Origin of the sequence: Streptomyces sp. NPDC048606 (genome assembly GCF_040650855.1) — a bacterium.
Classification (GTDB): domain Bacteria; phylum Actinomycetota; class Actinomycetes; order Streptomycetales; family Streptomycetaceae; genus Streptomyces.
This window is the reverse complement of sequence record NZ_JBEZIB010000009.1, coordinates 1-25792: the sequence shown is the minus strand read 5'-3', so window position 1 is coordinate 25792 and position 25792 is coordinate 1. Positions and strand designations below refer to the sequence as shown.

Below are 25792 nucleotides of genomic sequence, written 5' to 3'. Positions count from 1 at the left end.
CCGGCGCCCCGCACCGGGCCCACGGGCCGTGCGGGTCCCGCCGCCCCGCCCCCGATCCGGGTGGGGGCGCGGGCTCCGGGAGTCCGTACCGCTCAGCGGCCACGGGACGATACGGGCCCCACACCCGGTCGGGCCGGGGCGGGCCCCGCCGCCCCGGCGCGTCCCGCAGCCATCACGGGGCGATACGTGCCCTGCACGCCCCGCCCCGCCTCGCACCGGGGCCGCGCGGGCCGCCCCGCCCCCGTACCGCGCCGTCCCGCCCCCGTGCGGGGCTACGCTCGGAGGATGGCCGGCCGCTTCGATCCCCGCCCCCGCCCCGCCCCCCTCACCCGTACCGCCGTACGGGGCGGACGCAGCGCCGTGCCCGCCGGTTCGGGCCGCCCCGCCGGGGCCGGGGCCACGGCCCGCACCTGGGAACCGCCCGGCCCGCTCGACCTCGGCCTCGTCCTCGGCCCCCTGCGCCGCGGCCCCGCCGACCCCACCTTCCGCACCACCCCCGACGGCTCCGTCTGGCGGGCCACCCGCACCCCCGCCGGCCCCGCCACCCTCCGGGTCGCCGTCGTCGCGTCCGCCGGCCGGGTGGAGGCCGAGGCCTGGGGCGAGGGCGCCGACTGGGTGCTCGACCGGCTCCCCGAACTCCTCGGCGCCGCCGACGACCCCACCGCCTTCGTCCCCCGCCACCGCCTCGTGCACGCCGGCCACCGCCGCCACCCCGGCCTGCGCCTGACCCGCACGGGACTGGTCCTGGAATCGCTGATCCCGACCGTGCTGGAGCAGAAGGTCACCAGCGACGAGGCCTACCGCGCCTGGCGCCGCCTGGTGCACCGGTACGGGGAGCCCGCCCCGGGCCCCCAGGACCTCCGCGTCATGCCCACCGCCCGCACCTGGGCGCTGATCCCCTCCTGGGACTGGCACACGGCCGGCGTGGACGCGAAACGGTCCGCGACCATCGTCCGCGCCGCCCGCGTCGCCCCCCGCCTGGAGGAGGCCGCGGCGATGGAGCCCGGCCCGGCCGCCGCCCGGCTGGAGGCCGTGCCCGGCATCGGTCCGTGGACCTCCGCCGAGACCCTCCAGCGCAGCAACGGCGCCCCCGACGCCGTCACCACCGGAGACCTCCACCTCCCGCGCATCGTCGGCTACGCCCTCGCCGGCGAGCGCGACACCGACGACGCCGGGATGCTGGAACTCCTCGCCCCCTACGCGGGCCAACGCCACCGCGCGACCCGCCTGATCCTCCTGACCGGCCCCACCCCGCCCCGCCGCGTCCCGCGCATGCCGCGCGGCGACATCGGAAGGCTCTGACCGGCTCTGACCGGCTCTGACCGGCTCCGACCGGCTGCGACCCGCGAAGGCCCCGACGCGGGAAGGTCGCGAAGGCCGGCTCCGCGCGGCCGGCGTTGTGCGATGGTGTCCGGGTGAACCTGGAGGACCTCGCCCGACTGCGCCGGGCCCGCGACCGGATGGACCGCGACTACGCCGAGCCCCTCGACGTCACCGCGCTGGCCGGCGAGGCCCTCATGTCGGCGGGCCACTTCTCCCGCAGCTTCCGCGCCGCCTTCGGGGAGAGCCCGTACAGCTACCTGATGACCCGGCGCATCGAGCGCGCCAAGGCGCTGCTGCGGCGGGGCGACCTGTCGGTGACCGACGTCTGCTTCGCGGTGGGCTGTACGTCCCTGGGCTCGTTCAGCTCGCGCTTCACCGAGCTGGTCGGCGAGAGCCCGAGCGCCTACCGGGCCCGCCCGCACGACGAGGGCGCCGACGTCCCCGCCTGCCTCGCCAAGATCCACACGCGCCCGATCAGGAACGGCGGCCCCGGGCCCGGGCGCGCGTGACGCCCGGGCCGCCGGGGAGCCCCGCGGGGCCGCCCGCCGGCCCGGCTACCGGACCTCGATGAACGCGTCGGCGTCGCGCGCGGGCCGCTCCGCCGCGGCGGCGGCGGCCCGACCGACGGCGACGGCCCCCATCGGGTCCCAGTCCTCCGGCAGCGCGAGCACCTTGCGCACCACGTCCCGGCAGAACATCGTCGAGGACACCCATGCCGAGCCCAGCCGCTCCGCGGCCAGGGCGACCAGGAAGTTCTGCACGCCGGCGCCGGTGGCGACCACGAACATCTCCCGCTCGGCCGCGTCCCGCCGGGCGTGCCCGTAGTGGTGCGCCCCGTCGGTCACCATGCACGGCACCACCAGGTAGGGGGCGTCGCGCAGGACGTCCCCGCGCCGCACCCGCCGGGCGATGGACTCCTCGGACTTCCCGTCGCGGCGCAGGTCGGCGATCCAGGCGTCCCGCATCGCGTCGAGCAGCTCCAGGCGGGCCGGGGCCGACTCGATCAGCACGAACCGCCACGGGGTGGTGTGGTGCGGGGCGGGGGCCGTCACCGCCGCCGCCACCGCCCGCCGCACGGCGCCGGGGTCCACCGGGTCGTCGGTGAAGGTCCGTACGGTGCGCCGCTGGGTGACGGCCTCGCGGACCGCCTCGGAGGTGCCGAGGCGGAACATGTCGTCGGCGGGGTCGCGCACCAGGTCGCGGGCGGTGGAGCCGTCGCCGACGAGGTGCCCCAGGCCGCGGACGAGGGCCACCGGCAGGCCGTTCGCCTTGCCCTTGACGAGGTCGCCGGCGGCGGCGAGTTCGTCGGCCGTGGCGACGACGGTGGCGCTCAGCGGGTTGCCGTGGGTGTCGGTGCCGCCGCGCAGGTCGTCCAGGACCCGGACGCCGGCGGCGCCGATGGCCACGTCGGTCAGCCCGGAGCGCCAGGGCCGTCCGAAGGTGTCGGTGACGATGACGCCGACGTCCGCGGAGAGCCGGTCGCGCAGCCCGGCCCGGATCGCGGCGGCGGAGGCGTCGGGGTCCTCGGGCAGCAGCAGGACGGTCCCGGCCTCGGTGTTCGAGGCGTCGACGCCGGCGGCGGCCATGACGAGGCCCTGCCGGTTCTCGACGATGCGCAGCGGGCCCCGGCGGGCGACGACGCGTACGGTCTCGGCGTCGATGGCCTCCTCGCGGGAGTCGGCGCGGACGATCCGCCCCTCGGCCTTCGAGACGATCTTCGAGGTGACCAGCAGGACGTCGCCGTCGCGCAGGTCCGGGGCGGCGGCGGCGATCAGCGCCGCCAGGTCGTCACCGGGCCGGACCTCGGGGATGCCGGCGACGGCGCTCACCCGGTACGAGGGCTCGCTCACCGGGTCGACTCCGCGAGGTCCAGGGCGGCGCGCGCCATCGCGGCGGTGGCGTCGAGGTCGGTCATCATCAGCGGTACGGCGCGGCAGGCGATGCCGCCGGCCTCGACGGCGGTGACGGCGTCCGCGTCGGCGGTGTCGACGAGCCAGCCGTCGAGCAGGTCGGCGCCGTAGTGCAGGGCGACGGCGGTCGCGGTGGCCTCCACGCCGACGGCGGCGAGGACCTTGTCGGCCATCCCGCGCACGGGGGCGCCCCCGACGATGGGGGAGAGTCCGACGACGGGCGCCGCGGCGGCCGCGACGGCCTCGCGGACGCCGGGCACGGCGAGGATGGTGCCGACGGACACGACGGGGTTGGACGGCGGGAAGAGGATGACGTCGGCGGCGGCGATGGCCTCCAGCACGCCGGGCGCGGGCTTGGCCCGTTCGGCGCCGACGGGTACGACGGCCTCGGCGTCGAGCGAGGCGCGCAGGCGGACCCAGTACTCCTGGAAGTGGACGACGCGGCGTTCGCCGGTGTCGGGGTCGGTGATCGCGACGTGCGTCTCGACCCGGTCGTCGGACATCGGCAGCAGCCGGACGCCGGGCCGCCAGCGGTCGCAGAGGGCCTCGGTGACGGCGCTGAGGGGGTAGCCCGCGCCGATCATCTGCGTACGGACGATGTGGGTGGCGAAGTCGCGGTCGCCGAGGCCGAACCAGGAGGGTCCGACCCCGTACGCGGCGAGCTCCTCCTTGACGGTGAAGGACTCGTCGGTGCGGCCCCAGCCCTGGTCCTCGTTGATGCCACCGCCGAGGGTGTACATCACCGTGTCCAGATCGGGGCACACCTTCAGCCCGAACAGGTGGATGTCGTCACCGGTGTTGCCGATGACCGTGATGTCCGCGTCGGGAACGGTGACCTTCAGTCCGCGGAGGAAGCGGGCGCCGCCGATGCCGCCGGCCAGAACAACAATGCGCATGCGGACAGTCTGTCAGCCGCGACCCGTCGACTCCGGGGCGGTCGGCCTCAGGCCGGTACGCGTTCCCCGCGGGCCGGGGAGCAGCTGTGCATCGGCATCTCGGTGAGGCCGGGGAAGTAGACGTGCAGGCTGACGGCCCCGTCGAGGGTGTCGTTGACGACCTCGTGGGCGTAGCCGGGGCCGAAGACGCGCTGGGAGCCGGGGCCCAGCGCGAGGGTGCCGCGCGCGCTGTGCTCGGTGAGTTCGCCGTCGAGGACGGTCAGGACACCGGAGGAGGCGCCGTGGTCGTGGGCGCCGCTGCCCTGGCCGGGGACCCAGCTGAGCAGCCAGACCTCGTAGCCGGGGCCGGTGCGCAGGCGGTGGTACCAGCGGGTGGTGGCGTCGTAGCGGACCAGGTGTTCCCAGCTCGTGCGGTCCTCGGCGACGGAGCGGGCGAGACCGACGAACTCGGCGACGGTGGTCGGGTGCTCGCGGGCGGGCTGGAGGAGGTGCTGGACGGCGAGGATGTCGCCGGCGATCTGGAGGTCGCTCTCGACCGGAGCGGGGAGGGTGGTGGCTGCGGAGGCGCTGTTCATCGTGGGGTGTCCTCGACGGGTGTCAGGCGTGCGGGGCGGTTGCTGTGGGGGAGTGGCCGGAGCTCGACGGAGCCCAGGGCTCCGGAGGCATCAACAGCTACAACAGCAACAGCGAACCTGGGCAGCGCACAGGAACCCACGAATGGGGGTCCGGGTGGCGGCTGCGGGCGCTGACATGCAGACAAGGAGACCGGGGAAAGGGTCTGACTGTCAACCCAATGTCCGGATTGCGGGAAAAGTTTCACCTCATCCGGTTACTGTGCCCGGAGAAAGGTTTGTGCAGTCCGTGCCAGGGGATGTGCCGCTCCAACCCCACGGGAAACGCCCTCAAACCAGCCGGCGCCCTTCGTGATCGGAATGTGATCCAAGCCGCATCTTCGGCCGAATCGCAACCCCGTCCCGGAGGGGCGCGTCGCCCATGAGAGAGGACGACCCCCGAGGGGCGGCTGCTGCTTGTGTCACGATTTTTGGCGATATGAACACTTACTGCATAGGCTTGGTTCCGCAGAGTGAATAAGGCGCCCAATAGCAGATCTCGGCTTGACTGGGCAGAAGCCACACACTTGTAATTTCACTCGTGTCGTTACCGGGTGACCGGCGACGGCGGCCACGGGGACGCACAGACAGAGCGAGGGGCGCACATGACCGAGCTGTTTCAGGAACTGCTGGTCGAGGAGGCGGACGAAGAGCTCGGATGGCAGGAGCGCGCTCTTTGCGCCCAGACCGACCCCGAGTCCTTCTTCCCCGAGAAGGGCGGCTCCACCCGGGAGGCCAAGAAGGTCTGCCTGGCCTGTGAAGTCCGCTCCGAATGCCTCGAATACGCCCTCGCCAACGACGAACGGTTCGGCATCTGGGGCGGTCTGTCCGAGCGCGAACGCCGCCGGCTGAAAAAGGCCGCGGTCTGAACCGGCCACCGCGCACGGCCCGAGAGGTCCACGCGCCGGCCGCGCACCGGACGCCCCCTCACATATCCACGCGCGGGACCCGCACCACCCGTAACACCCGCACCACCCGCAGGAACTCCGGCCTCGTCCGGCAGAACAAACGGTCCGCCTCCCGCACCTTCCCCGCAGGAGGCGGACCGTCGCGTTCCGCCCCGTTCCGCCTCCCGTCCGGCCCCCCGCCCCGCCCGCCCGCGACCTCGCCCTCCTCCGTGCTCCGCGTGCGCCCCCACCCCTTCCGCGTACCTTCGCCACGGGGGGCGAACACGGGTCTCCCCAGCCGTTAGTGTGGGGCGCTGTCCAGCAGCCTCCGAGGGCACACCACCCCCGGATCCCCGGCCGGAGGGCCCGTACCGCGATGTCCCTGCACAGCAACTCGACGGCCTCCCACCGGGCGGCCGCCACCCCCGAGTTCCCCCGGCACGTCGTCACTGCTGTCCTCGTCGCCCACGACGGAGCCCGCTGGCTGCCCCGGACCCTCGCCGGCCTCCTCGCCCAGGAACGCCCCGCGCAACAACACGTCGCCGCCGACACCGGAAGCTCCGACGAGTCCGCGCGCCTGCTCACCGAAGCCCTCGGCGAGGACGCCGTCCTGCACCTCGCCCGCCGCACCGGATTCGGCGCCGCCGTCGACGAAGCCGCCCGCGCCGCGGGCACCCTGACGCCCGAGGACCTCCCCTACCTCAAGCGCCCCAGCGGCTGGGACCCCGTCAGCCGCACCTGGCGCGATGACTCCTACGACCTCCCCGAACTCCCGCACGGCGAACCGGTCCAGTGGCTCTGGCTGCTCCACGACGACAGCGCCCCCGAGACCGACGCCCTCACCGAACTCCTGCGCGTCGCCGACGAGAACCCCGAAGCCGCCGTCATCGGCCCCAAACTGCGCGGCTGGTACGACCCCAGGCAACTCCTCGAAGTCGGCGTCACCCTCACCCGCGACGGCCGCCGCTGGACCGGACTCGACCGCCGCGAACAGGACCAGGGCCAACACGACCAGGTGCGCCGCGTCCTGTCCGTCTCCACCGCCGGCATGCTCGTGCGCCGCGACGTCTACGACGCCCTCGGCGGCTTCGACCGCCGACTGCCCCTCATGCGCGACGACGTCGACCTGTGCTGGCGGGCCCAGTCCGCCGGCCACGAGGTCCTCGTCGCCCCCGACGCCGTCCTGCGCCACGCCGAGGCCGCCGCCCGCGAACGCCGCACCGTCGACTGCGCCGGCCGCTCCGCCGTCAGCCCCCACCGCGTCGACAAGGCCGGCGCCGTCCACACCGTCCTCGCCAACTCCTCCGGCCGCGCCCTGCCGTGGGCACTGCTGCGCCTGATCGTCGCCACCGTCCTGCGCACCCTCGGCCACCTCGTCGGCAAGGCACCCGGCCAGGCCGTCGACGAGTTCACCGGACTCCTGTCCACCCTGCTGCGCCCCGGCCGGATCCTCGCCGCCCGCAGACGCCGGCGCCGACCACCGGTCCCCCCCGGCGCCCTGCGCCACCTCTTCCCCCCGCCGGGCGCCGGCCTGCGCGCCGGCGTCGAACAACTCGCCGGACACCTCGGCTCCGACCGCGACGCCGACCCCGCCCCCACCGGCCGGCACGGCGGCGGCATCGGATCCGGCACCGGACCCGGCGGCGAGGACGTCGACCACCCGGACGCCGCGCCCACCGGCCGTCTCACCCGGATCACCCGCAGGCCCGCCCCCGTCCTCTTCGCGGCCCTGCTCCTCCTCTCCCTCGCCGCCTGCCGCGCCCTCATCGGCGGCGGCACCCTCATGGGCGGCGCCCTGCTCCCCGCCCCGCCCGGCGGCCTCGACCTCTGGCGCGGCTACACCGGCGACTGGCAGCCGGCCGGCATCGGCACCACCGCCGGAGCGCCGCCCTACCTCGCCGTCCTCGGAGCCCTCGCCGCACCCCTGTTCGGCTCCACCCACGCCGCGCTCACCCTGCTCCTCGTCGGATCGGTCCCGCTCGCCGGCCTCACCGCCTACGTCGCCTCCCGGCCCCTCGTCACCTCCCGACTCCTGCGCGCCTGGGCCGCCGTCGCCTACGCCTTCCTGCCGGCCGTCACCGGAGCCCTCGCCGGCGGCCGCCTGGGCACCGCCGTCCTCGCCGTGCTCCTGCCCCTCCTCGCCCGCTGCGCCGTCACCGCCTTCGGCCCCGCCGCCGCGGACGGCCCCGACGGCTCCGAAGGGGCCGAACGGCACGGAGCCTGGCGCCCGGTGTGGACGTTCGCCCTCCTGCTCGCCCTGGCCACCGCCTTCACCCCCGTCGCGTGGCCCCTCGCGGTCCTCCTCGCGCCCGCCGCGCTCCTCGTGCGCCGCGCCCGCGCGAAGACGTACGCCCCCCGCCTCCTGGCCGCCCTCCTCGTCCCCCTCCTAGTCCTCGCGCCCTGGTCCCTGACCCTGCTCGCGCACCCCGCCCGCTTCCTGCGCGAGGCCGGCCTGCCCTTCGGCGCACGCTCCGCCGACGCCCTCGACCTGCTCGGCGCGAGCCCCGGCGGCCCCGGCACCGGAGGCGGCGTCCTCCTCCTCGGCCTGCTCCCCGCGGCCCTCGCCGCCCTGCTGCGCGCCGACCGCCGCCCCGCCATCGCCGCCGCCTGGACCGCGGCCCTCGCCGGACTCTTCCTCGCCGTCCTCCTGAACCGCGACGGCTGGGCCGGCCCCGCCACCCTCCTGTACGGGCTCGGGCTCATCGCCGCCGTCGTCCTCGGAGCCGACGGCGCCCGCCACCGCGTCGCCGCCCGCAGCTTCGGCTGGCGCCAACCGCTGGCCGTCCTCGTCGCCCTCGCCGCCACCGTCGGCCCGCTGTTCGCCGCCGCGGCCTGGGTCCTCGCCGGCGCCGACGGCCCGCTGCACCGCCGCGACCCGGTCCAGGTCCCCGCCTTCGTCGCCGCCCAGTCCGAGGACAGCAACCGCACCCGGACCCTCGTCCTCGGCGGCGCCTCGCCCGACACCGTCTCCTACACCCTGGTCCGCGGTCCCGGCGTCCGCCTCGGCGACGCCGAACTCCTCGCCGACGCCGGCGCCGACCCCCGCCTGGCCAAGGCCGTCTCCAGCCTGGTCTCCGGCTCCGGCGCCAACCAGTCCGAACAACTCGGCGCCTTCGCCGTCCGCTACGTGATGATCCCGCCCGGCGGTTCCCCCCGGATGCGCCGGACCCTCGACGGCACCCCCGGCCTCAAGCAGCGCCACCAGGACGACGGCACCGCCGTCTGGGAGGTCCAGCGGCTGCCCGCCCGCGTCGCCATCGTCCCCGACCGGCCCGGCCGAGAACCCATCGCCGTCGACGCCGGCCCCGTCGAGGCCCACACCAAGATCCCGCCCGGCGAGGAGGGACGCACCCTGCGCGTCGCCGACCGCGCCGACCCGGGCTGGCACGCCACCCTCGACGGCAGGCCCCTCGCCCCCCGGACCCTCGACGGCTGGGCCCAGGGCTTCGCCCTGCCCGCCGAGGGCGGCCGACTCGACCTCGTCCACCGGGACGCGCCCCTGCGCGACGCCTGGCACTGGACCCAGGGCGCCCTCTGTCTCCTGCTCCTGGTCATGGCCCTGCCCGGGCGCCGCCGCCGGCTCGACGACGACCTCCCCGAGGAGGACACCGACGCGGACGGCGCCGACGCGGGCGGCGGGGCCGGCCGGGGCCGCCGCGCCCGCCGCCCCGGCGCCCCCCGGCGCCCCGCGCCCGAACCGGCGTCCGCCTCCCTCGTGGACCCGTACGCGCGGATCCCCGGACAACAGGTCTACGGGGAGGAGACGTACGCCTACCAGGACCACCGCTCCCACGAGGAGCCGTACGCGCACCCGGACCCGCACGCGCCGATCGGTCCCCCGCACCCCCGACAGCCGCCCCACGAGCCCTACGGCTCCCCCGAACCGGGGTACGACGCCTACGGACAGCACGACCCGCGTCCGGACGGGAGCAACCGGCAGTGAAGCAGCGCGCCCCCCTGACCCCGGTGGCGGTGACGGTCGCCCTCGCCGCCGCCTGCGGCCTGGCCTTCCTCACCGCGCCCACCGCCGGCCCCGCCGACGCCGGCCGGGCCGCCGGCGCCGCCCGGATGCCGGTGGAACGATCCGTGCTGGTGTGCCCCTCGCCCAGCACCTCGGACATCGCCGAGACCACCTACACCTCCCTCACCCCCGGCAAGGCCACCGGCGACGGCCGGGGCGGCGACAAGGACGCCAGGCCCTCGGCCCGCCTCGCGACGAAGGAGGGCAAGACGGTCCTGGAGCCGAAGGAACCCGGCCGGCCCGTCGCCGCCACCGCCTCCGGAGCCGAGGCCCCCGCGCTGACCGGCGCCGCCGAAGGGGTCCTGGCCCCCGGCTGGACCGCCCAACAGACCACCGAGGTCTCCGTCGGACAGGCCCGCGGCCTGCTCGGCGTCGCCTGCTCGGTCCCCGCCACCGACTTCTGGTTCCCCGGCGTCAGCACCGCCAGGGGCCGCCAGGACTACCTGCACCTCACCAACCCCGACGACACCGTCGCCGAGGTCGACATCAAGCTCTACGGACCGGACGGCCTGCTCAAGGCCAAGCCGGGCACCGCCGACGCCGTCATCGCCGTCGAACCCCGCTCCACCACCAAGGTGCTGCTGTCCTCCCTCGCCCCCGAGGCCCCCCTCCCGAACGTCACCGCGCACGTGACGACGGGCTCGGGCCGGGTCGGGGTCTCCGCGCAGATCGCCGAGGACGGGGTCGGCGCCGACTGGCTGCCGGCCTCCGAGGGACCGGCCGGCTCCCTGGTGCTGCCCGGCATCCCCGCCGACGCCACCTCCGTACGGCTCGTCGCCTTCGCCCCCGGCGAGGACGACGCCGACCTCGCCCTCGCCCTGTCCGGCCCGACCGGCTCCATCAGCCCCGCCGGCAACGAACAGCTGCACCTCAAGGCCGGCATGACCTCCGACGTCGACCTGGGCGCCCTCACCCGCGGCGAGGCCGGCTCCCTGCTGCTGACCCCCGTCGACCCGAGGAAGGCCGTACCGGTCGTCGCGGCGCTGCGCGTGGTCCGGGGCACCGGCGCCAAGCAGGAACTGGGCTTCATCCCCGCGAGCGCCCCGGTGGGGGCCCGCGCGACCGTCGCAGACAACCGCACGGGGGACAAGGCCACGAACACCCTCGCCCTCACGAACGCGGCGGGGGCCGACGCCACCGTGCGGATCACCGCCACCGCGGGCACCGATGGCGGCGAGGGCGTCGTCAAGGAGGTCACCGTCAAGGCGGGCACCACCCTCGCGATCGGCGCGCCGCCCGCGCCCGCCGGCGGCAAGGGCGCCTACGCGCTGACGCTGGAGACCCTCTCGGGCGGCCCCGTCCACGCGGCGCGCACCCTGACGCTGCCGCGCGACGGGATCCCGATGTTCACGGTGCAGACCTTCACCGACGACCGCTCGACGGTGTCCGTCCCCCGGGCCGTCGAGGACCCGTCGATCCTGATCCGCTGACCGACCCCGACCCCGACCCCGCCCGGCCCCGCGAGGCCCCGGGCGGGGGCGGGCTCAGTCCTGCCCGTAGCGCGGGTCCACCGTCTCGGGGGAGAGCCCGAGCAGCTCCGCCACCTGCTCCACCACGATCTCGTGCACCAGCAGCGCCCGGTCGTCGCGCGACTTCGCCCGGATCTCCACCGGCCGCCGGAACACCACGATCCGGGCCGGACGTCCGCCCTGGGCCTCCACCAGCCCGCCCAGCGGGACCGCCTCGTCGTTCCAGCCGCCGTCCGGGCCGCCCGGCGGACCGGGGACGTCCGCCACCACGAACTCCACCTCGGCCAGCTGCGTCCAGCGCCGCTCCAGCCGCTCGACGGAATCCCGTACGAGGTCGCCGAAGACCTCCGCCCGGCTCGCCGACAGCGGCACCTGGGGCGGGGCCAGCGGCCCGCGCATCCCCCGGCCGTGCCGGTCGCGGCGCCGGGGCCTGGGCTCGTGGGGGCTCGGGCCGCTCCCGCCGGGGGGCACGGGGCGGGGAGGAATCTGGCTGTCCGTCACCCCCGCAGGGTAGCCCTCACCCCGGATACCGGCAGGGCCTCGATCCGGTCACGAGCTGGTGTCGCGCCGATGTGGACCGCGCGGCGATCCGGCCGGGATCGGGCGCCATCGCGCACGCGGAGGCCCCTTTCGTCACCCCCGGTGAGCACGACACGGGGGAGTGAGCGGCGGTCGAGTCGTCGCGGCCCGGTCAAGAGTGCGGTACCGTCCAACGTCGTGAGCCTTGTACGTCGCTGTTCGCGCACCGCGTGCGGCCGCCCTGCCGTCGCCACACTGACGTACGTCTACGCCGACTCGACCGCAGTTCTCGGCCCGCTCGCCACCTACGCCGAACCCCACTGCTATGACCTGTGCGCCGAGCACTCCGAGCGTCTGACCGCACCGCGCGGCTGGGACGTCGTCCGCCTGTCGGACGGCTCCGGGCCCTCGCGCCCCAGCGGAGACGACCTCGAAGCCTTGGCCAACGCCGTTCGTGAGGCGGCCCGCCCGCCCGAGCGCGCCGCCGAGGCCGGAGGGGCCGGATCGGGGGGACCCGCCACGGGGGAGACCCGTCGCGGACACCTGCGCGTCCTGCGTTCGCCCGACTCCTGACACTCGGATCGTCTGAAAAGCCACTCTCCGCACAGGGTAGGTTTGCTCCACCGCACAGAACCTTCAGGAGGGCAGGCAGTGGCCGCAGATCTTTCGAACATCGTCAAGGCCTACGACGTACGTGGCGTCGTACCGGACGAGTGGGACGAGCCCCTGGCCGAGCTGTTCGGTGCTGCGTTCGTGGAGGTCACCGGAGCCACGGCGATCGTCGTCGGTCACGACATGCGCCCCTCCTCGCCCGGCCTGTCGGCCGCCTTCGCCCGCGGCGCCGCCGCCCGCGGCGTCGACGTCACCCTGATCGGGCTGTGCTCCACGGACCAGCTGTACTACGCCTCCGGCAAGCTGGACCTGCCGGGCGCGATGTTCACGGCCTCCCACAACCCGGCCCAGTACAACGGCATCAAGCTGTGCCGCGCCGGCGCCGCCCCGGTCGGCCAGGACACCGGCCTCGCCACCATCCGCGAGCTCGCCGAGAAGTGGACCGACGAGGGCGCCCCCGAGGTCCCCGCCGGCACCGTCCCGGGCACCGTCACCGAGCAGGACACCCTCGTCGGCTACGCCGAGCACCTCAAGGGCCTGGTCGACCTCACCGCCATCCGCCCGCTCAAGGTCGTCGTCGACGCGGGCAACGGCATGGGCGGCCACACCGTCCCCACCGTCTTCGAGGGCCTCCCGCTGGACCTCGTCCCCATGTACTTCGAGCTGGACGGGACCTTCCCGAACCACGAGGCCAACCCCCTCGACCCGAAGAACATCGTCGACCTCCAGGCCCGCGTGATCGCCGAGGGCGCCGACCTCGGCCTCGCCTTCGACGGCGACGCCGACCGCTGCTTCGTCGTCGACGAGCGCGGCGAGGGCGTCTCCCCGTCCGCCATCACCGCCCTGGTCGCGGCCCGCGAGCTCGCCCGCAACGGCGGCACCGGCACCGTCATCCACAACCTGATCACCTCCTGGTCCGTGCCGGAGGTCGTCAAGGAGAACGGCGGCACCCCCGTCCGCACCCGCGTCGGCCACTCGTTCATCAAGCAGGAGATGGCCACCACCGGCGCCATCTTCGGCGGCGAGCACTCGGCGCACTACTACTTCAAGGACTTCTGGAACGCGGACACCGGCATGCTCGCCGCGCTCCACGTCCTCGCGGCCCTCGGCGGCCAGGAGGGCACCCTGTCCGACCTGGTCTCCTCCTACGACCGCTACGTCGGCTCCGGCGAGATCAACTCCACCGTCGCCGACCAGGCCGCCCGCACGGCCGAGGTCAAGGCCGTCTACGCCGCCCAGGACGGGGTCACCTTCGACGAGCTGGACGGCCTCACGGTCTCCTCCGCCGACTGGTGGTTCAACCTCCGCCCCTCGAACACCGAGCCGCTCCTGCGCCTCAACGTCGAGGCCCGCGACGAGGCCACCCTGGCCCGGATCCGCGACGAGGTCCTCGCCCTCGTCCGCGCCTGACCGGCCCACCCGGCCGCAGCCGTCCACGGTGCCCGCCGCCTCCCCCGGAGGCGGCGGGCCGCCGCGAATTCGGGCCCGCCGGCGTTCGGCCGCGGCGCCACGGGGCACACGCCCCCCGACGGCACCGCACAGCGCCGCACCCGACACCGCCGCACCCGACGCCCCCGACAGCACCGCCCCCGACGCCCCGCCCGCGCCCCGACCGGCCGCCGGGCGCGGACCGACCCCCTTCAAGCCGCACCGCAGGTGACTCGGCGGTACGCTGACCTCGCCCAATCCGCATCCCGAAGGGAACCGCACCATGCCGCTCGAAGCCGGCCTGCTGGAGATCCTCGCCTGCCCCGCCTGCCACGCCCCCCTCCGGGACCGGTCGGCGGACGAGACCGCGCCCGAGCTGCTCTGCACCGGCCAGGACTGCGGCCTCGCGTACCCGGTCCGCGACGGCATCCCGGTCCTCCTCGTGGACGAGGCCCGCCGCCCCGCCTGAGCCCGTTCCGGCCCGGCCCGCCCGCCGCCGCCACGCACCCGCACCGCATCAGCAGACGCCGTCGTCAACACCGCCGGAGGCCGCCATGCTCGACGAGTCACTCCTCGACGCACCGGACGATCTCGCCCGGGCCGACCGCCGCGGACTGCTCCGCGGCGCCGCCGACGCCGGGGCCCGGGTCCGCACCGCCGCCCGACACGCGACCGAGGCCGGCATCGCGGACCTGCGCCCCGACGGCCGCCCCCGCTCGGTGCTGATCGCCGGCCCCGGCACCGCCGCCACCGGCGTCGCCGACCTCCTCGGCGCCCTCGCCGGCGCCTCGGCCCCCGTCATCCGACTGCACCCCACCGGCGTCGCGCACGCCGCCGGCGCCCTGCGCTGGACGCTGCCCGGCTGGGCCGGCCCCGTGGACCTGCTGCTCCTCGCCACCACCGACGGCACCGAACCCGGCCTCGCCGTCCTCGCCGAGCAGGCCTACCGGCGCGGCTGCACCGTCGTCGCCGTGGCCCCCGAACGCTCCCCGCTGAGCGAGGCCGTCGACGGCGCCCACGGGGTCCTCGTACCGATGGCCAAGGCCCCGTACCAGGAGTACGACGAGTCCGCCGCGGCCGGCCCCGGCGCCCTCTGGGCGCTGCTCACCCCGCTGCTGCTGCTCCTCGACCGCGTCGGGCTGGTCACCGCCGCCCCCGACACCCTCCAACTGGTCGCCGACCGCCTCGACCGCACCGCCGAACGCTGCGGCCCGGCCATCGTCACCTACTCCAACCCCGCCAAGACCCTCGCGGCCGAACTCGCCGACTCCCTCCCGCTCATCTGGAGCGAGGGCACCGCCGCCGGCGCCGCCGGCCGCCGCTTCGCCGCCACCCTCGCCGAACTCGCCGGCCGCCCCGCCCTCGCCGCCGACCTCCCCGAGGCGCTGCCCGCGCACGGCGTCCTGCTCGCCGGAGCCTTCGCCGCCGGCGCCGACCCCGACGACTTCTTCCGCGACCGCGTCGAGGAACCGCAGGCCCTGCGCGCCCGCGTCGTCCTGCTGCGCGACCGGCCCGCCGGCGGCCTCACCGCGGCGCCCGCCGCCCGCGAACTCGCCCTGAGCCACGACACGGCCATCAGCGAACTCGAACCGGAGGAGGGCGTGGAGCTGGAACAGCTCGCCGAACTCCTCGCCGTCACGGACTTCGCCACCGCCTACCTGGCGCTGGCATCCCGGGGACACGGCTGACGCCTCGGCCGCGGCACACACCCGTGCCCGCCCCACCCGCACCGCTCCACATCCAGGAAGACGACGATGGACCGCCTGACGAACACGATCCGCCCCTACGCGTGGGGTTCCACCACCGCGATCCCCACCCTCCTCGGGGTGGAGCCCACCGGTGAACCCCAGGCCGAGATGTGGATGGGGGCCCACCCCGGCGCCCCCTCCCGCCTCGACCGCGGCGAGGGCGAGACGACGCTCTCGGCCGTCATCGCCGCCGACCCCGAGGGGCAGCTCGGCGCCGCCGCCGTCGCCCGGTTCGGCCCCCGCCTGCCGTTCCTCCTCAAGCTCCTCGCCGCCGGCGCCCCCCTCTCCCTCCAGGTCCACCCCGACCTCGACCAGGCCAGGGCCGGGTTCGAGGACGAGGAGCGGCGCGGTGTCCCGATCGACGCGGGCCACCGCAACTACAAGGACGCCAACCACAAGCCCGAACTGATCTGCGCCCTCACCCCGTTCGACGGCCTGTGCGGCTTCCGCCCGCCGCGCGAGGCGGCCGACCTCCTCGAAGGGCTCGGCGTCGACTCCCTCAAGCCGTACGTGGACCTGCTGCGCGCCCACCCCGAGGAAGCCGCCCTGCGCGAGGTCCTCACCGCCGTACTGACCGCCGACCGCGCGGAGATGGCCCGTACGGTCACCGAGGCGGCGGCCGCCGCCGAGCGCCTCGGCGGCCCCTACGCCCCGTACGCCGGCCTCGTCCACGACTACCCCGGCGACCCGGGCGTCATCGCGGCGATGCTGCTCAACCACGTACGACTCCAGCCCGGCGAGGCCATGTTCCTCGGCGCCGGCGTCCCGCACGCCTACCTCGACGGCCTCGGCGTCGAGCTCATGGCCAACTCCGACAACGTCCTGCGCTGCGGCCTCACGCCCAAGCACGTCGACGTCCCCGAACTGCTCAAGGTCGTCATCTTCGAGCCCAGCGCCCCCGGTCTGCTGCGCCCCGAGGGCGACGGCGAGGAGGTCTACGAGACCCCCATCGACGAGTTCCGCCTCTCCCGCTTCGTCCTCGCCGCGGGGGGCGCCCCGCGCACCCTGCCCGACGCCACCCCGCAGATCCTGCTCTGCACGGCGGGCGGCCCGGCGGTGGACGGGGTCACCCTCGCCCCCGGTGAATCGGTCTTCGTCCCCGCGGGCGAAAAGGTCGAACTGTCCGGTACCGGAACCGTCTTCCGGGCCACCGTCGTCGTCTGACGGGCTCCGGCCGCACGGGTACCTGCAACAATGTGCGGCCGTAGTCAGTGGCCAGGAAGGGAATCTCGCACCCATGAGCGCGTCGGGCGGTACCAAGGCGATCGTGGCGGCACTCGCCGCCAACCTCGCCATCGCTGTAGCCAAATTCGTGGCGTTCCTCTTCAGCGGCTCCTCTTCGATGCTCGCGGAAAGCGTCCACTCGGTCGCCGACTCCGGCAACCAGGGCCTGCTGTTGCTCGGCGGCAAGAAGGCGCAGCGCGAGGCGACCCCCCAACACCCCTTCGGGTACGGGCGGGAACGCTACATCTACGCCTTCCTCGTCTCCATCGTGCTCTTCACCGTCGGTGGCATGTTCGCCATCTACGAGGGCTACGAGAAGATCCACGACCCCCACGAGATCGAGGCCTGGTACTGGCCCGTCGGCGTGCTCGTCTTCGCGATCATCGCCGAGAGCTTCTCGTTCCGCACCGCGATCAAGGAGTCGAACGAGACCCGCGGCTCCCTGAGCTGGAGCCAGTTCGTCAAGCGGGCCAAGGCCCCCGAGCTGCCCGTCGTCCTGCTGGAGGACCTCGGCGCGCTCGTCGGCCTCGTCCTCGCCCTCGGCGGCGTGGGCCTCGCCCTGCTGACCGGCAACGGCGTCTGGGACGGCATCGGCACCCTGTGCATCGGCGTCCTGCTCATCGTCATCGCCGTCGTCCTCGCCCTGGAGACCAAGTCCCTGCTGCTCGGCGAGGCCGCCGGCACCGAAGAGGTCGAGAAGATCAAGGCCGCGGTCGTCGACGGCGACGTCGTCACCCGCGTGATCCACATGCGCACCCTGCACCTCGGGCCCGAGGAGCTCCTGGTCGCCGCCAAGATCGCGGTGGAGGGCAACGACACCGCCACCGAGGTGGCCGCCGCCATCAACGCCGCCGAGGCCCGCATCCGCGAGGCCGTGCCGATCGCCCGCGTGATCTACCTGGAGCCGGACATCTACAACCCCGACGCGGCCGGCGCCGCGGCCGTCAAGAGCCTGTGACGCACGACGAGGGCCCCGCGGCCGACCGGCCGCGGGGCCCTCGTCACGTCCCGCTCCTCGTTCCTACGACTGCACGTCCGCGGGCTCCCCGGCGCCGGCCGCGCCGTTCGCGCCGGCCGGAGCCGCCGAAGGGTTCTGCGCGGTCGGCGCGGCAGGCGTCGCGGCCGGAACCGTCGCACCGCCCGCCGGAGCCGCCGGAGCCGGCACCGACACGGACCCCGGAGCCGACGCCGGAGCCGACGCCGACACGGACGCCGCCGCCGGAGCGCGCCGCCGCGCCCGCCGCGCCACGAACGCCAGCCCGGCGCCGATCAGCATCACCAGCACACCGGCCAGCTGACCCCACACCGCCATCTTGGCCATCGGGTAGGCCACGACCTTGGAGACGATCCTGCTCTCCGGGACCGGGCCGTTGTTCGCGAACTGCGAGCCGTCCGAGTTCAGCCGGTTGTCGGCCATCAGGAAGACGTGTCCCTTGGGCACCTTCACGTTGAAGGCCACCGTCGAGGGGAACTTCCACTGCTCCAGGTACGGCTCGTCCAGCGGGGTCCCGTTCAGCACCAGCCGGTACTGCCCGGCCACCTTGCTGCTCGGCTTGTACTGGATGCGGTCGCCGCCGACCGCCACCACCCGGTTCATCTGGGTCTTCTGCATGGACCACGGCACGGAGGCGAGCACGACGTCACCGCGCCGCACCTTGCCCTTGGCGACCGGCTCCAGGTAGATGGTCTCCCCGTTGGTGTAGGTCGGGGTCATGGTCCAGCCGACCTGCCTGCCCTCCTTGTACCGTGCGGGCGGGTCCACCGCCTTCGCCACCGTCACCCCCCCGAGGATGACCGCTCCGAGCACCAGCAGGACGATCGCCGCGATCCCGCGCCTGCGTCCTGGCCTGTGTTCCATTTCGTCCCTTCCGATGTACCTGCCTTGCATCGTAGGTCGACACGGACGCCGCCGATGCCGTCGGGGCCCCGGTGCGGCATGTCCGTAGATACCGATTCGGACACTGCGCGGACACCGCGCGCACGACGTCGGGTCCCGTACCGGTGCGGTACGGGACCCGACGGAGCAGGGGCGCGGGGCCCGGCTAGCGGATCTCCCGCAGCACGTCGACGACGGCCCGCCCGTCGGGCGCGCTCTGCAGCCGGGACCGGAAATCGGCGTCCATCAGCTTGCGCGACAGCAGGGCCAGGATCCTCAGGTGCTCGTCGCCGGCCGCCGCCTCCGGTACCGAGATCATGAACACCAGCCGGGCCTTCGTCCCGTCCAGCGAACCCCACTCGATGCCCTCGGCGGACCGGGCGAAGCCCACGGTGGGCCTCGTCACGGCGTCCGTCTTGGCGTGCGGGATGGCGATGGACTCGCCGAGCCCCGTCGTCCCCTGCGCCTCGCGGGCCAGGGCGACCCGTACGAGCTCCTCCACGTCCCGGACGTTGCCGGTGCCGGCCAGCATCTCGGCCATTTCGCGGATGGCCGCCTCCTTGGAGTCGGCCGCCAGCTCCGTCCTGACGGTCCGCTCCGTCAGGTACCCGGACAGCACCTCCGCCTCCGGTTCCGCCGTCGCGAGCGCCGCCGGGGCCGCCCCGGCCGCCGCGCCCGCACCGGACCCGACACCGCCGACGCCCACACCGGCACCGGCACCGACGCCCACGCCGACCCCCGCCGGGACGGGCTCGGCCACCGGCGCGACCCCGGCCGTCACCGGCACCCCGCCGCGCGCCCCGCGCTCCTTGAGCCCGATCAGCGCGTTGGTGGTGAGTGCGGTCACCACGGTGCCCGCCACGATCGCGATCAGGAACCAGCCGACCCCGCTGACGGCGCCCAGCGCGGCCACGATCGGACCGCCGTGCGGCACGTGGTCACCGACGCCGGCCACGCCCGCGATCGCACCGGCCACCGCGCCGCCGAGCATGTTCGCCGGGATGACGATCGCCGGCCGCGCCGCCGCGAAGGGGATCGCCCCCTCGGAGATGCCGAACACGCCCATGAACAGCGCCGCCATGCCCGTGTCGCGCTCCTGCTCCGAGTACAGCCCGCGCCGCAGCACCGTCGCCAGCCCCTGGCCGAGCGGCATGACCGGGATGGCCGCCGCGCACATGCCCATGACCGCGTAGTTGCCGGACGCGATGAGCCCCGTACCGAAGAGGAAGGCCGTCTTGTTGACCGGACCGCCCATGTCGAAGGCGATCATCAGACCCAGCAGCGCGCCGAGCAGGATCGCGCTGGTGCCGGTCAACCCGGACAACCAACCCGTCAGGCTCTCGAAGATCCACGAGATCGGCTTGCCGATGACGTAGATGAAGAACAGGCCGAGCGCCGTCGTCGCCACGATCGGGATCACGATGATCGGCATGATGGGCTGGACGACCTTGGGGACCTTGACCTTCTTGATCCACAGGACCAGGTAGCCGGCCAGGAAGCCCGTCACGATCGCCCCGATGAAACCGGCGCCCGACTTGGAGTCGTAGAGCGCGCCGGTGTTGGCGATGAACCCGCCGATCATGCCGGGCACCAGCGCCGGTCGGTCGCCGATCGCGTAGGCGATGTAGCCCGACAGGATCGGGATCATCAGCGTGAAGCCGAGGACACCGATCTGGAAGAGGTGGTCCCAGAAGGTGCCGGGGGTCGTCGCGTACCCCTCCGCGGTGGCGTGACCGCCCAGCGCCAGCGCGATGGCGATCAGCAGACCGCCGACCACCACGAACGGGATCATGTACGAGACGCCGTTCATCAGCGCCTTGTACGCGAGGCTGCGCTCCTTGCCCCCGCCCCCGCCCCCGCCGCCGGCGGCCGGCGCGCCGCCGGTCTGCACCGGCGCCGTCCGCACCCCCTCGATCAGTTCCTTCGGCCGGTGGATGCCGTCCGCGACGCCGGTCGCCAGGACCCGCTTGCCCGCGAACCGCTCCCGGTCCACCTCCTTGTCGGCGGCGATGATGATGCCGTCCGCCTCTCTGACATCGTTGTCAGAGAGCACGTTCTCGGCCCCGATCGAGCCCTGGGTCTCCACCTTCATGTCGACACCGAGCTCGGCGGCGGCCTGCTGGAGCTTCTCCGCGGCCATGTAGGTGTGCGCGATGCCCGTCGGGCACGCCGTGACGGCGAGCAACCTCGGGCGCCTGCGCCCGCTCGCGCCCCCGTCTCCGGGAGGGCCGGCTGGACTGGTCACTGGAATCTCCTCACACGCCGCGTCATCGGGTCCTGCCGGATCGCGCGTACGCCCGACCCAACGGAATCGTGCCCCAGGTAAGAGGCGGATCAAAAGTCCGAAAGGCCCCGAACCGGACCGCCGGAGGGCCCGAGCTCGAAGTCGCGACGTGTTTGGCGGTCCGCTGGGGCCCGCTGGGCCGATCGGTGTAGATTCGTCATCAGTGTCAGGCGTCGCTGCTGATGGCAATCGGGCGGTCCTCCGGACCGGCCGAGGGGAGAGAGGGCCCCCGACGGACTGTGCTCGGGCGCACCCGTCCCCGACGGCGCGCGGCTCAGCCGTACCCACCCTCTCGAACCATGAGGAGCAGCACCCATGGACTTCAAGGTCGCAGACCTCTCCCTCGCCGACTTCGGCCGCAAGGAGATCACCCTGGCCGAGCACGAGATGCCCGGCCTGATGTCGATCCGTCGCGAGTACGCCGAGGCCCAGCCCCTGGCCGGCGCCCGCATCACCGGCTCGCTGCACATGACCGTGCAGACCGCCGTCCTCATCGAGACCCTCGTCGCCCTCGGCGCCGACGTCCGCTGGGCCTCCTGCAACATCTTCTCCACCCAGGACCACGCGGCCGCCGCCATCGCCGTCGGCCCGAACGGCACCCCGGAGAACCCGCAGGGCGTACCCGTCTTCGCCTGGAAGGGCGAGACGCTGGAGGAGTACTGGTGGTGCACGGAGCAGGCGCTGACCTGGCCGAACACCCCCACCGGCGGCCCGAACATGATCCTCGACGACGGTGGTGACGCCACCCTCCTCGTCCACAAGGGCGTCGAGTTCGAGAAGGTCGGCTCCGCCCCGGACCCGTCCACCGCGGACTCCGAGGAATACGCGCACATCCTCACGCTCCTCAACCGCACCCTCGGCGAGTCCCCGCAGAAGTGGACGCAGCTCGCCTCCGAGATCCGCGGCGTGACGGAGGAGACCACCACCGGTGTCCACCGCCTCTACGAGATGATGTCCGAGGGCTCCCTGCTCTTCCCGGCCATCAACGTGAACGACGCCGTCACCAAGTCGAAGTTCGACAACAAGTACGGCTGCCGCCACTCCCTCATCGACGGCATCAACCGCGCCACCGACGTCCTCATCGGCGGCAAGGTCGCGGTCGTCTTCGGCTACGGCGACGTCGGCAAGGGCTGCGCCGAGTCCCTCCGCGGCCAGGGCGCGCGCGTCATCGTCACCGAGATCGACCCGATCTGCGCCCTCCAGGCCGCCATGGACGGCTACCAGGTCGCGACCCTGGACGACGTCGTCGAGACCGCCGACATCTTCATCACCACCACCGGCAACAAGGACATCATCATGGCCGCCGACATGGCCAAGATGAAGCACCAGGCCATCGTGGGCAACATCGGCCACTTCGACAACGAGATCGACATGGCCGGCCTCGCCAAGATCGAGGGCATCGTCAAGGACGAGGTCAAGCCCCAGGTCCACACCTGGAAGTTCCCCGACGGCAAGGTCCTCATCGTCCTGTCCGAGGGCCGCCTGCTGAACCTCGGCAACGCGACCGGCCACCCGTCCTTCGTCATGTCGAACTCCTTCGCGGACCAGACCCTGGCCCAGATCGAGCTCTTCACGAAGCCGTCCGAGTACCCGACCGACGTCTACGTGCTCCCCAAGCACCTCGACGAGAAGGTCGCCCGCCTCCACCTCGACGCCCTCGGCGTCAAGCTCACCACCCTGCGCCCCGAGCAGGCCGCCTACATCGGCGTCAAGGTCGAGGGCCCGTACAAGCCGGACCACTACCGCTACTGATCCGTCGGCGCACCCGCGGATCCACAGCACCGAGTCAGGCCCCCGGCACCACTGCCGGGGGCCTGCCCCGTACGTACGCAAGGACCACACCCATGCCACGCGGCCGCTACTCGCTCCACGACCCGCACGACCACGCCCCCCTCGGCGAGGAGCACTTCCACTGCGCCCCGGGCCCGTCCGGCTGGCGCTACGTCTCCCAGCTGACCACTCCCGACGGCGAACACCGGGGCTCGGTCGACCTCGCCGTCGACGCCCTCGGCCGACCCATCCGTCTGGAGGTCAACGCCCACAGCTGGCAGGTGCGCGGCGCCGCCATCGACGGCGTCACCTGGGTCCGCACCGACCCCTCCGGCGCCGAGGCCACCGAGGGCAACGTCCGCGCCCCCGGCTTCACCGGCACCTCCCCGGCGTTCCTCGTCGCCACGGCCCGCCTGCTGCGCCTGGCCCCGGGCGCCCCGGCGGCCCGCGTGCGCCTCGTCGCCCTGACCGATCCGGTGCTGGCCGCCCGTACGGTCGACCAGGCCTGGGCCCTGGTCTCCCGCGCGGAGCACGCCACGGACAGTGGCCCGCTCGGGGTGGACGAGTACCGGGTCACCGCGCTCGACACGGGCGAGGTCCACACCGTGCACATCGCCGGCGACGTGGTCCTCTCGGCACCCGGCATCGAACTCGAACACCTGGAGAGCCCGCCGTCCACCTTCACGGACGACGAGGCCGAGGGCCCCGAGGGCTCCGAGGACTTCGGGGACTTCTAGGAAGGCGGCGCGAACCCGGTCCCGCGCACGGGAGCGGCGACGGGAGCAACGGGAGCCACGGGAACGACCGGCGCCGCCGCGGGCATCGGCATCGGCATCGGCGACGGCGATGGCATCGGGGCCGGCGCCGCGGGGACCGGCACGGTCGGGGCCGCCGGCGCGGCCGCCATCGCCGCGTAGGCACGGGCGGCGTCCCGGGACTGCCGTTCGTGCACCACCGCCATCAGGAACGCGGCGGCCGGCACCCCGGCCGGCGCCGGCGCCCCGGTCCGGGCCACCAGGTCGTCGGCGAGCCGGGCCGCCATCACCGCGCTCGTGTGCGGGTCGAGCTGGTCCATGCGCGTCAGGTACTGGCGTACCGCCAGCCACAGCCCCTCCGGCACCGCCGAGAGGTCCAACCCCGCGAACCGTCCCGCGAGCCACGGCGGCGGCGGTGGCACCGGCATCACCCGCGCACCCGGCACCCGCTCCCGGATCACCAGCGTCCCCGCGAACACGTCCCCGAGCCGCCGCCCCCGCTCCGAGACCAGCGAGGCGATGCAGGCCACGGCCCCGAAGGTCAGGAGCAACTCCACGACCCCCAGCGCCCCGCGCACCAGCGCGTGACGGAACCGGATCGGGCCGCCGTCCTCCCGCACCACGCGCAGTCCGCAGGCCAGCTTCCCCAGCGAGCGCCCGTGCGTCAGCGTCTCCACCGCGATCGGCACCCCGACGAGCACGAGCACGAAGGTCGCCACCGACACCGCCGCCCGCGCGGCCGGGTCCAGCGAGGCGGTCGCGAAGACCAGGCCGAGGGCGACGAGCAGGTATCCGACGACGTACACGACGAGGTCGAGCAGGATCGCCAGCGCCCGACTCGGCAGCCTCGCAGGCCGCAGACCCAGGACGACCGCGTCGCCCGTCACCAGATCGCTCACCGAACGCACCCTTTCACCGACCTGACCCGCCCCTGTGCGTTCCAGTCTGCCAAGCTGACCACAGGAGAAGTAAGCCGAATCGGGTGGCCTCCCGTACGGCCCGGGGCAGGGGAGCGGTAGCCGGATGGATCTCGACGTCTTCGTGGCGACCCACCAGGCGCAGTGGGCGCGCCTGGAGCAGCTCCTCGGCCGCGGCCGACGGCTCACGGGGGCGGAGGCCGACGAGCTCGTCGCGCTCTACCAGCGCACCTCCACCCATCTGTCCCTGATCCAGTCGAGCCACCCCGACCCGATGCTGACGGGCCGCCTCACGCAGCTCGTCGCCCGCGCCAGGGCAACCGTCACCGGCACCCGTCGGGCGAGCTGGCGCGACGCGGCCCGCTTCTTCACCGCCGGCTTCCCCGCGGCGGTCTACCGCAGCCGCCGCTGGTGGATACCCACCGCCCTGCTGTCCACGGCCCTGGGCGTGCTCATCGGCTGGTGGATAGCCACGCACCCCGAGGTGCAGGGCTCCATCGCCGCCCCCGAGCAGCTGAAGGCACTGACCGAGCCGGGGGGTGAGTACGAGACGTACTACTCCAGCCATCCGGCGGCCTCGTTCGCCGCCCAGGTCTGGACGAACAACGCGCAGGCCGCGGCGATCTGCCTGGTCATGGGGGCCTTCCTGGGCCTGCCGGTGCTGTGGATCCTCTTCCTGAACATGGCGAACCTGGGCGTCGGCATCGGCCTGATGGCCTCGGCCGGCCGTCTCGACGTCTTCCTCGGCCTGATCCTCCCGCACGGCCTGCTCGAACTGACCGCCGTGTTCGTCGCGGCGGGCACGGGCCTGCGCCTGGGGTGGACGGTCATCGATCCGGGCCCCCGCACCCGCCGCGCGGCCCTCGCAGAGCAAGGCCGCGCCGCCCTCGGCATGGCCATCGGCCTGGCCCTGGTCCTGTTCGTCTCCGGCCTGATCGAAGGCTTCGTCACCCCCTCCGGCCTCCCCACCTGGGCACGCATCACCATCGGCGTCGTGGCGGAGGCGCTCTTCCTCGTCTACGTGTACGTCCTCGGCGGCCGCGCCGCCCGCGCGGGCGAGGTGGGCGACGTGGAGGAAGCGGACCGGACGGCGGCCCTGCCCACCGCGGCGTGATGTGCGGACGAGCCCGCTGAGCTGCTAGTCTCCTCGTCGTCCCGCAAAGGCTGTTGACACGGTCGGAGCGGGGAGGTAGATTCGAACGGTTGCCTCGAACTGGACAAGTTCGGCAGCGATGGTTTAAAGTCTCATCTCGCCCCCAGGAATTGAATTCCGAGAGGGCACACTCGACTCCTCATTCAGGACACGAAGCCGGGAAATCCGGTGGAAAACTTCTGATAGAGTCGGAACCGCCGGAAAGGGAAAGCGCGAAAGCGCAGAACCTCGAAAGCACCGAGGAAATCGGGCCCGAAAGAGTCTGATAGAGTCGGAAACGCAAGAACACAGAACGAAAGCCCGGAGGAAAGCCCGATAGGGTGAGTACAAAGGAAGCGTCCGTTCCTTGAGAACTCAACAGCGTGCCAAAAATCAACGCCAGAAGTTGA

The 25792-nt window shown here is 74.0% G+C and carries 22 protein-coding genes; 14 read left to right on the top strand and 8 right to left on the bottom strand.

From position 1 onward, the window contains the following. Nucleotides 1–285: 285 nt before the first annotated feature. Nucleotides 286–1302 (top strand): DNA-3-methyladenine glycosylase 2 family protein, encoded by a 1017-nt coding sequence (locus AB0D01_RS11925; RefSeq protein ID WP_363054990.1) that lies wholly within the window; start codon nucleotides 286–288, stop codon nucleotides 1300–1302. Nucleotides 1303–1415: 113 nt separating this feature from the next. Next, nucleotides 1416–1832 carry a helix-turn-helix transcriptional regulator gene (locus AB0D01_RS11920; protein ID WP_363054989.1) on the top strand — a complete coding sequence of 139 codons (417 nt, stop codon included), beginning with the start codon at nucleotides 1416–1418 and terminating at the stop codon, nucleotides 1830–1832. A 45-nt stretch (nucleotides 1833–1877) separates the two neighbouring features. On the opposite strand, the gene AB0D01_RS11915 is transcribed toward AB0D01_RS11920, so the two are convergent. From AB0D01_RS11915 to AB0D01_RS11905, 3 genes are read right to left on the bottom strand one after another with little or no spacing between them, the layout of a single operon-like run. Beyond that, on the bottom strand, nucleotides 1878–3173 hold the full coding sequence (locus tag AB0D01_RS11915) for a coenzyme F420-0:L-glutamate ligase (protein ID WP_363054988.1): 1296 nt from the start codon (nucleotides 3171–3173) through the stop codon (nucleotides 1878–1880). Further along, nucleotides 3170–4129, bottom strand: coding sequence for a 2-phospho-L-lactate transferase (cofD, locus tag AB0D01_RS11910; RefSeq protein ID WP_363054987.1), 960 nt, complete (start codon nucleotides 4127–4129; stop codon nucleotides 3170–3172). Before cofD ends, AB0D01_RS11915 begins: the two co-directional genes overlap by 4 nt. A gap of 47 nt (nucleotides 4130–4176) precedes the next feature. Next, complete coding sequence (locus tag AB0D01_RS11905; RefSeq protein WP_363054986.1) at nucleotides 4177–4704, bottom strand: cysteine dioxygenase family protein; 528 nt, start codon at nucleotides 4702–4704, stop codon at nucleotides 4177–4179. A gap of 641 nt (nucleotides 4705–5345) precedes the next feature. Between AB0D01_RS11905 and AB0D01_RS11900 the strand changes: the two genes are divergently transcribed. The 3 genes from AB0D01_RS11900 (at nucleotide 5346) to AB0D01_RS11890 (ending at nucleotide 11078) form a co-directional block, all read left to right on the top strand. After that, the gene (locus AB0D01_RS11900; protein WP_003983763.1) at nucleotides 5346–5609 is read left to right on the top strand and encodes a WhiB family transcriptional regulator; all 264 of its coding nucleotides are present in this window, start codon (nucleotides 5346–5348) and stop codon (nucleotides 5607–5609) included. A gap of 394 nt (nucleotides 5610–6003) precedes the next feature. Next, on the top strand, nucleotides 6004–9570 hold the full coding sequence (locus AB0D01_RS11895) for a glycosyltransferase family 2 protein (RefSeq protein ID WP_363054985.1): 3567 nt from the start codon (nucleotides 6004–6006) through the stop codon (nucleotides 9568–9570). Next, nucleotides 9567–11078, top strand: a complete 1512-nt coding sequence (locus AB0D01_RS11890) for a DUF5719 family protein (RefSeq protein ID WP_363054984.1) — start codon at nucleotides 9567–9569, stop codon at nucleotides 11076–11078. Before AB0D01_RS11895 ends, AB0D01_RS11890 begins: the two co-directional genes overlap by 4 nt. Before the next feature lie 54 nt (nucleotides 11079–11132). Here the strand turns inward: AB0D01_RS11890 and AB0D01_RS11885 are convergent, their stop codons facing one another. After that, nucleotides 11133–11516 (bottom strand): metallopeptidase family protein, encoded by a 384-nt coding sequence (locus AB0D01_RS11885; RefSeq protein ID WP_363055157.1) that lies wholly within the window; start codon nucleotides 11514–11516, stop codon nucleotides 11133–11135. Between the two features lie 243 nt (nucleotides 11517–11759). Between AB0D01_RS11885 and AB0D01_RS11880 the strand changes: the two genes are divergently transcribed. From AB0D01_RS11880 to AB0D01_RS11855, 6 genes are all read left to right on the top strand, one after another. Then, nucleotides 11760–12209, top strand: a complete 450-nt coding sequence (locus AB0D01_RS11880) for a DUF3499 domain-containing protein (protein WP_363054983.1) — start codon at nucleotides 11760–11762, stop codon at nucleotides 12207–12209. A 78-nt stretch (nucleotides 12210–12287) separates the two neighbouring features. Continuing rightward, nucleotides 12288–13658, top strand: a complete 1371-nt coding sequence (locus tag AB0D01_RS11875) for a phosphomannomutase/phosphoglucomutase (RefSeq protein ID WP_363054982.1) — start codon at nucleotides 12288–12290, stop codon at nucleotides 13656–13658. A 301-nt stretch (nucleotides 13659–13959) separates the two neighbouring features. After that, the gene (locus tag AB0D01_RS11870) at nucleotides 13960–14145 is read left to right on the top strand and encodes a Trm112 family protein (protein WP_363054981.1); all 186 of its coding nucleotides are present in this window, start codon (nucleotides 13960–13962) and stop codon (nucleotides 14143–14145) included. A gap of 85 nt (nucleotides 14146–14230) precedes the next feature. Beyond that, the gene (locus AB0D01_RS11865; protein ID WP_363054980.1) at nucleotides 14231–15364 is read left to right on the top strand and encodes an SIS domain-containing protein; all 1134 of its coding nucleotides are present in this window, start codon (nucleotides 14231–14233) and stop codon (nucleotides 15362–15364) included. A 66-nt stretch (nucleotides 15365–15430) separates the two neighbouring features. After that, nucleotides 15431–16588 carry a mannose-6-phosphate isomerase, class I gene (manA, locus tag AB0D01_RS11860; RefSeq protein WP_363054979.1) on the top strand — a complete coding sequence of 386 codons (1158 nt, stop codon included), beginning with the start codon at nucleotides 15431–15433 and terminating at the stop codon, nucleotides 16586–16588. Nucleotides 16589–16661: 73 nt separating this feature from the next. Next, on the top strand, nucleotides 16662–17606 hold the full coding sequence (locus AB0D01_RS11855; RefSeq protein ID WP_363054978.1) for a cation diffusion facilitator family transporter: 945 nt from the start codon (nucleotides 16662–16664) through the stop codon (nucleotides 17604–17606). Nucleotides 17607–17669: 63 nt separating this feature from the next. On the opposite strand, the gene lepB is transcribed toward AB0D01_RS11855, so the two are convergent. Further along, nucleotides 17670–18506, bottom strand: a complete 837-nt coding sequence (gene lepB / locus AB0D01_RS11850) for a signal peptidase I (RefSeq protein ID WP_363054977.1) — start codon at nucleotides 18504–18506, stop codon at nucleotides 17670–17672. A gap of 184 nt (nucleotides 18507–18690) precedes the next feature. Further along, complete coding sequence (locus AB0D01_RS11845) at nucleotides 18691–20769, bottom strand: PTS fructose transporter subunit IIABC (RefSeq protein ID WP_363054976.1); 2079 nt, start codon at nucleotides 20767–20769, stop codon at nucleotides 18691–18693. A 354-nt stretch (nucleotides 20770–21123) separates the two neighbouring features. Here AB0D01_RS11845 and ahcY point away from each other — a divergent pair, with 354 nt between their 5' ends. Next, a complete protein-coding gene (ahcY, locus tag AB0D01_RS11840; RefSeq protein ID WP_363054975.1) occupies nucleotides 21124–22560 on the top strand; it encodes an adenosylhomocysteinase in 1437 nt (478 codons plus the stop codon). 92 nt (nucleotides 22561–22652) lie between these two features. Continuing rightward, the gene (locus tag AB0D01_RS11835; RefSeq protein ID WP_363054974.1) at nucleotides 22653–23315 is read left to right on the top strand and encodes a hypothetical protein; all 663 of its coding nucleotides are present in this window, start codon (nucleotides 22653–22655) and stop codon (nucleotides 23313–23315) included. Here the strand turns inward: AB0D01_RS11835 and AB0D01_RS11830 are convergent. Next, nucleotides 23312–24232 (bottom strand): RDD family protein, encoded by a 921-nt coding sequence (locus AB0D01_RS11830; RefSeq protein ID WP_363054973.1) that lies wholly within the window; start codon nucleotides 24230–24232, stop codon nucleotides 23312–23314. The two genes, AB0D01_RS11835 and AB0D01_RS11830, sit on opposite strands and share 4 nt — an antisense overlap. Nucleotides 24233–24356: 124 nt before the next feature. Between AB0D01_RS11830 and AB0D01_RS11825 the strand changes: the two genes are divergently transcribed. Next, nucleotides 24357–25364, top strand: a complete 1008-nt coding sequence (locus AB0D01_RS11825; RefSeq protein ID WP_363054972.1) for a stage II sporulation protein M — start codon at nucleotides 24357–24359, stop codon at nucleotides 25362–25364. A gap of 178 nt (nucleotides 25365–25542) precedes the next feature. Here AB0D01_RS11825 and AB0D01_RS11820 read toward each other — a convergent pair. Further along, nucleotides 25543–25792: hypothetical protein (locus tag AB0D01_RS11820; protein ID WP_363054971.1), on the bottom strand; the 250-nt coding region annotated here is incomplete at its 5' end.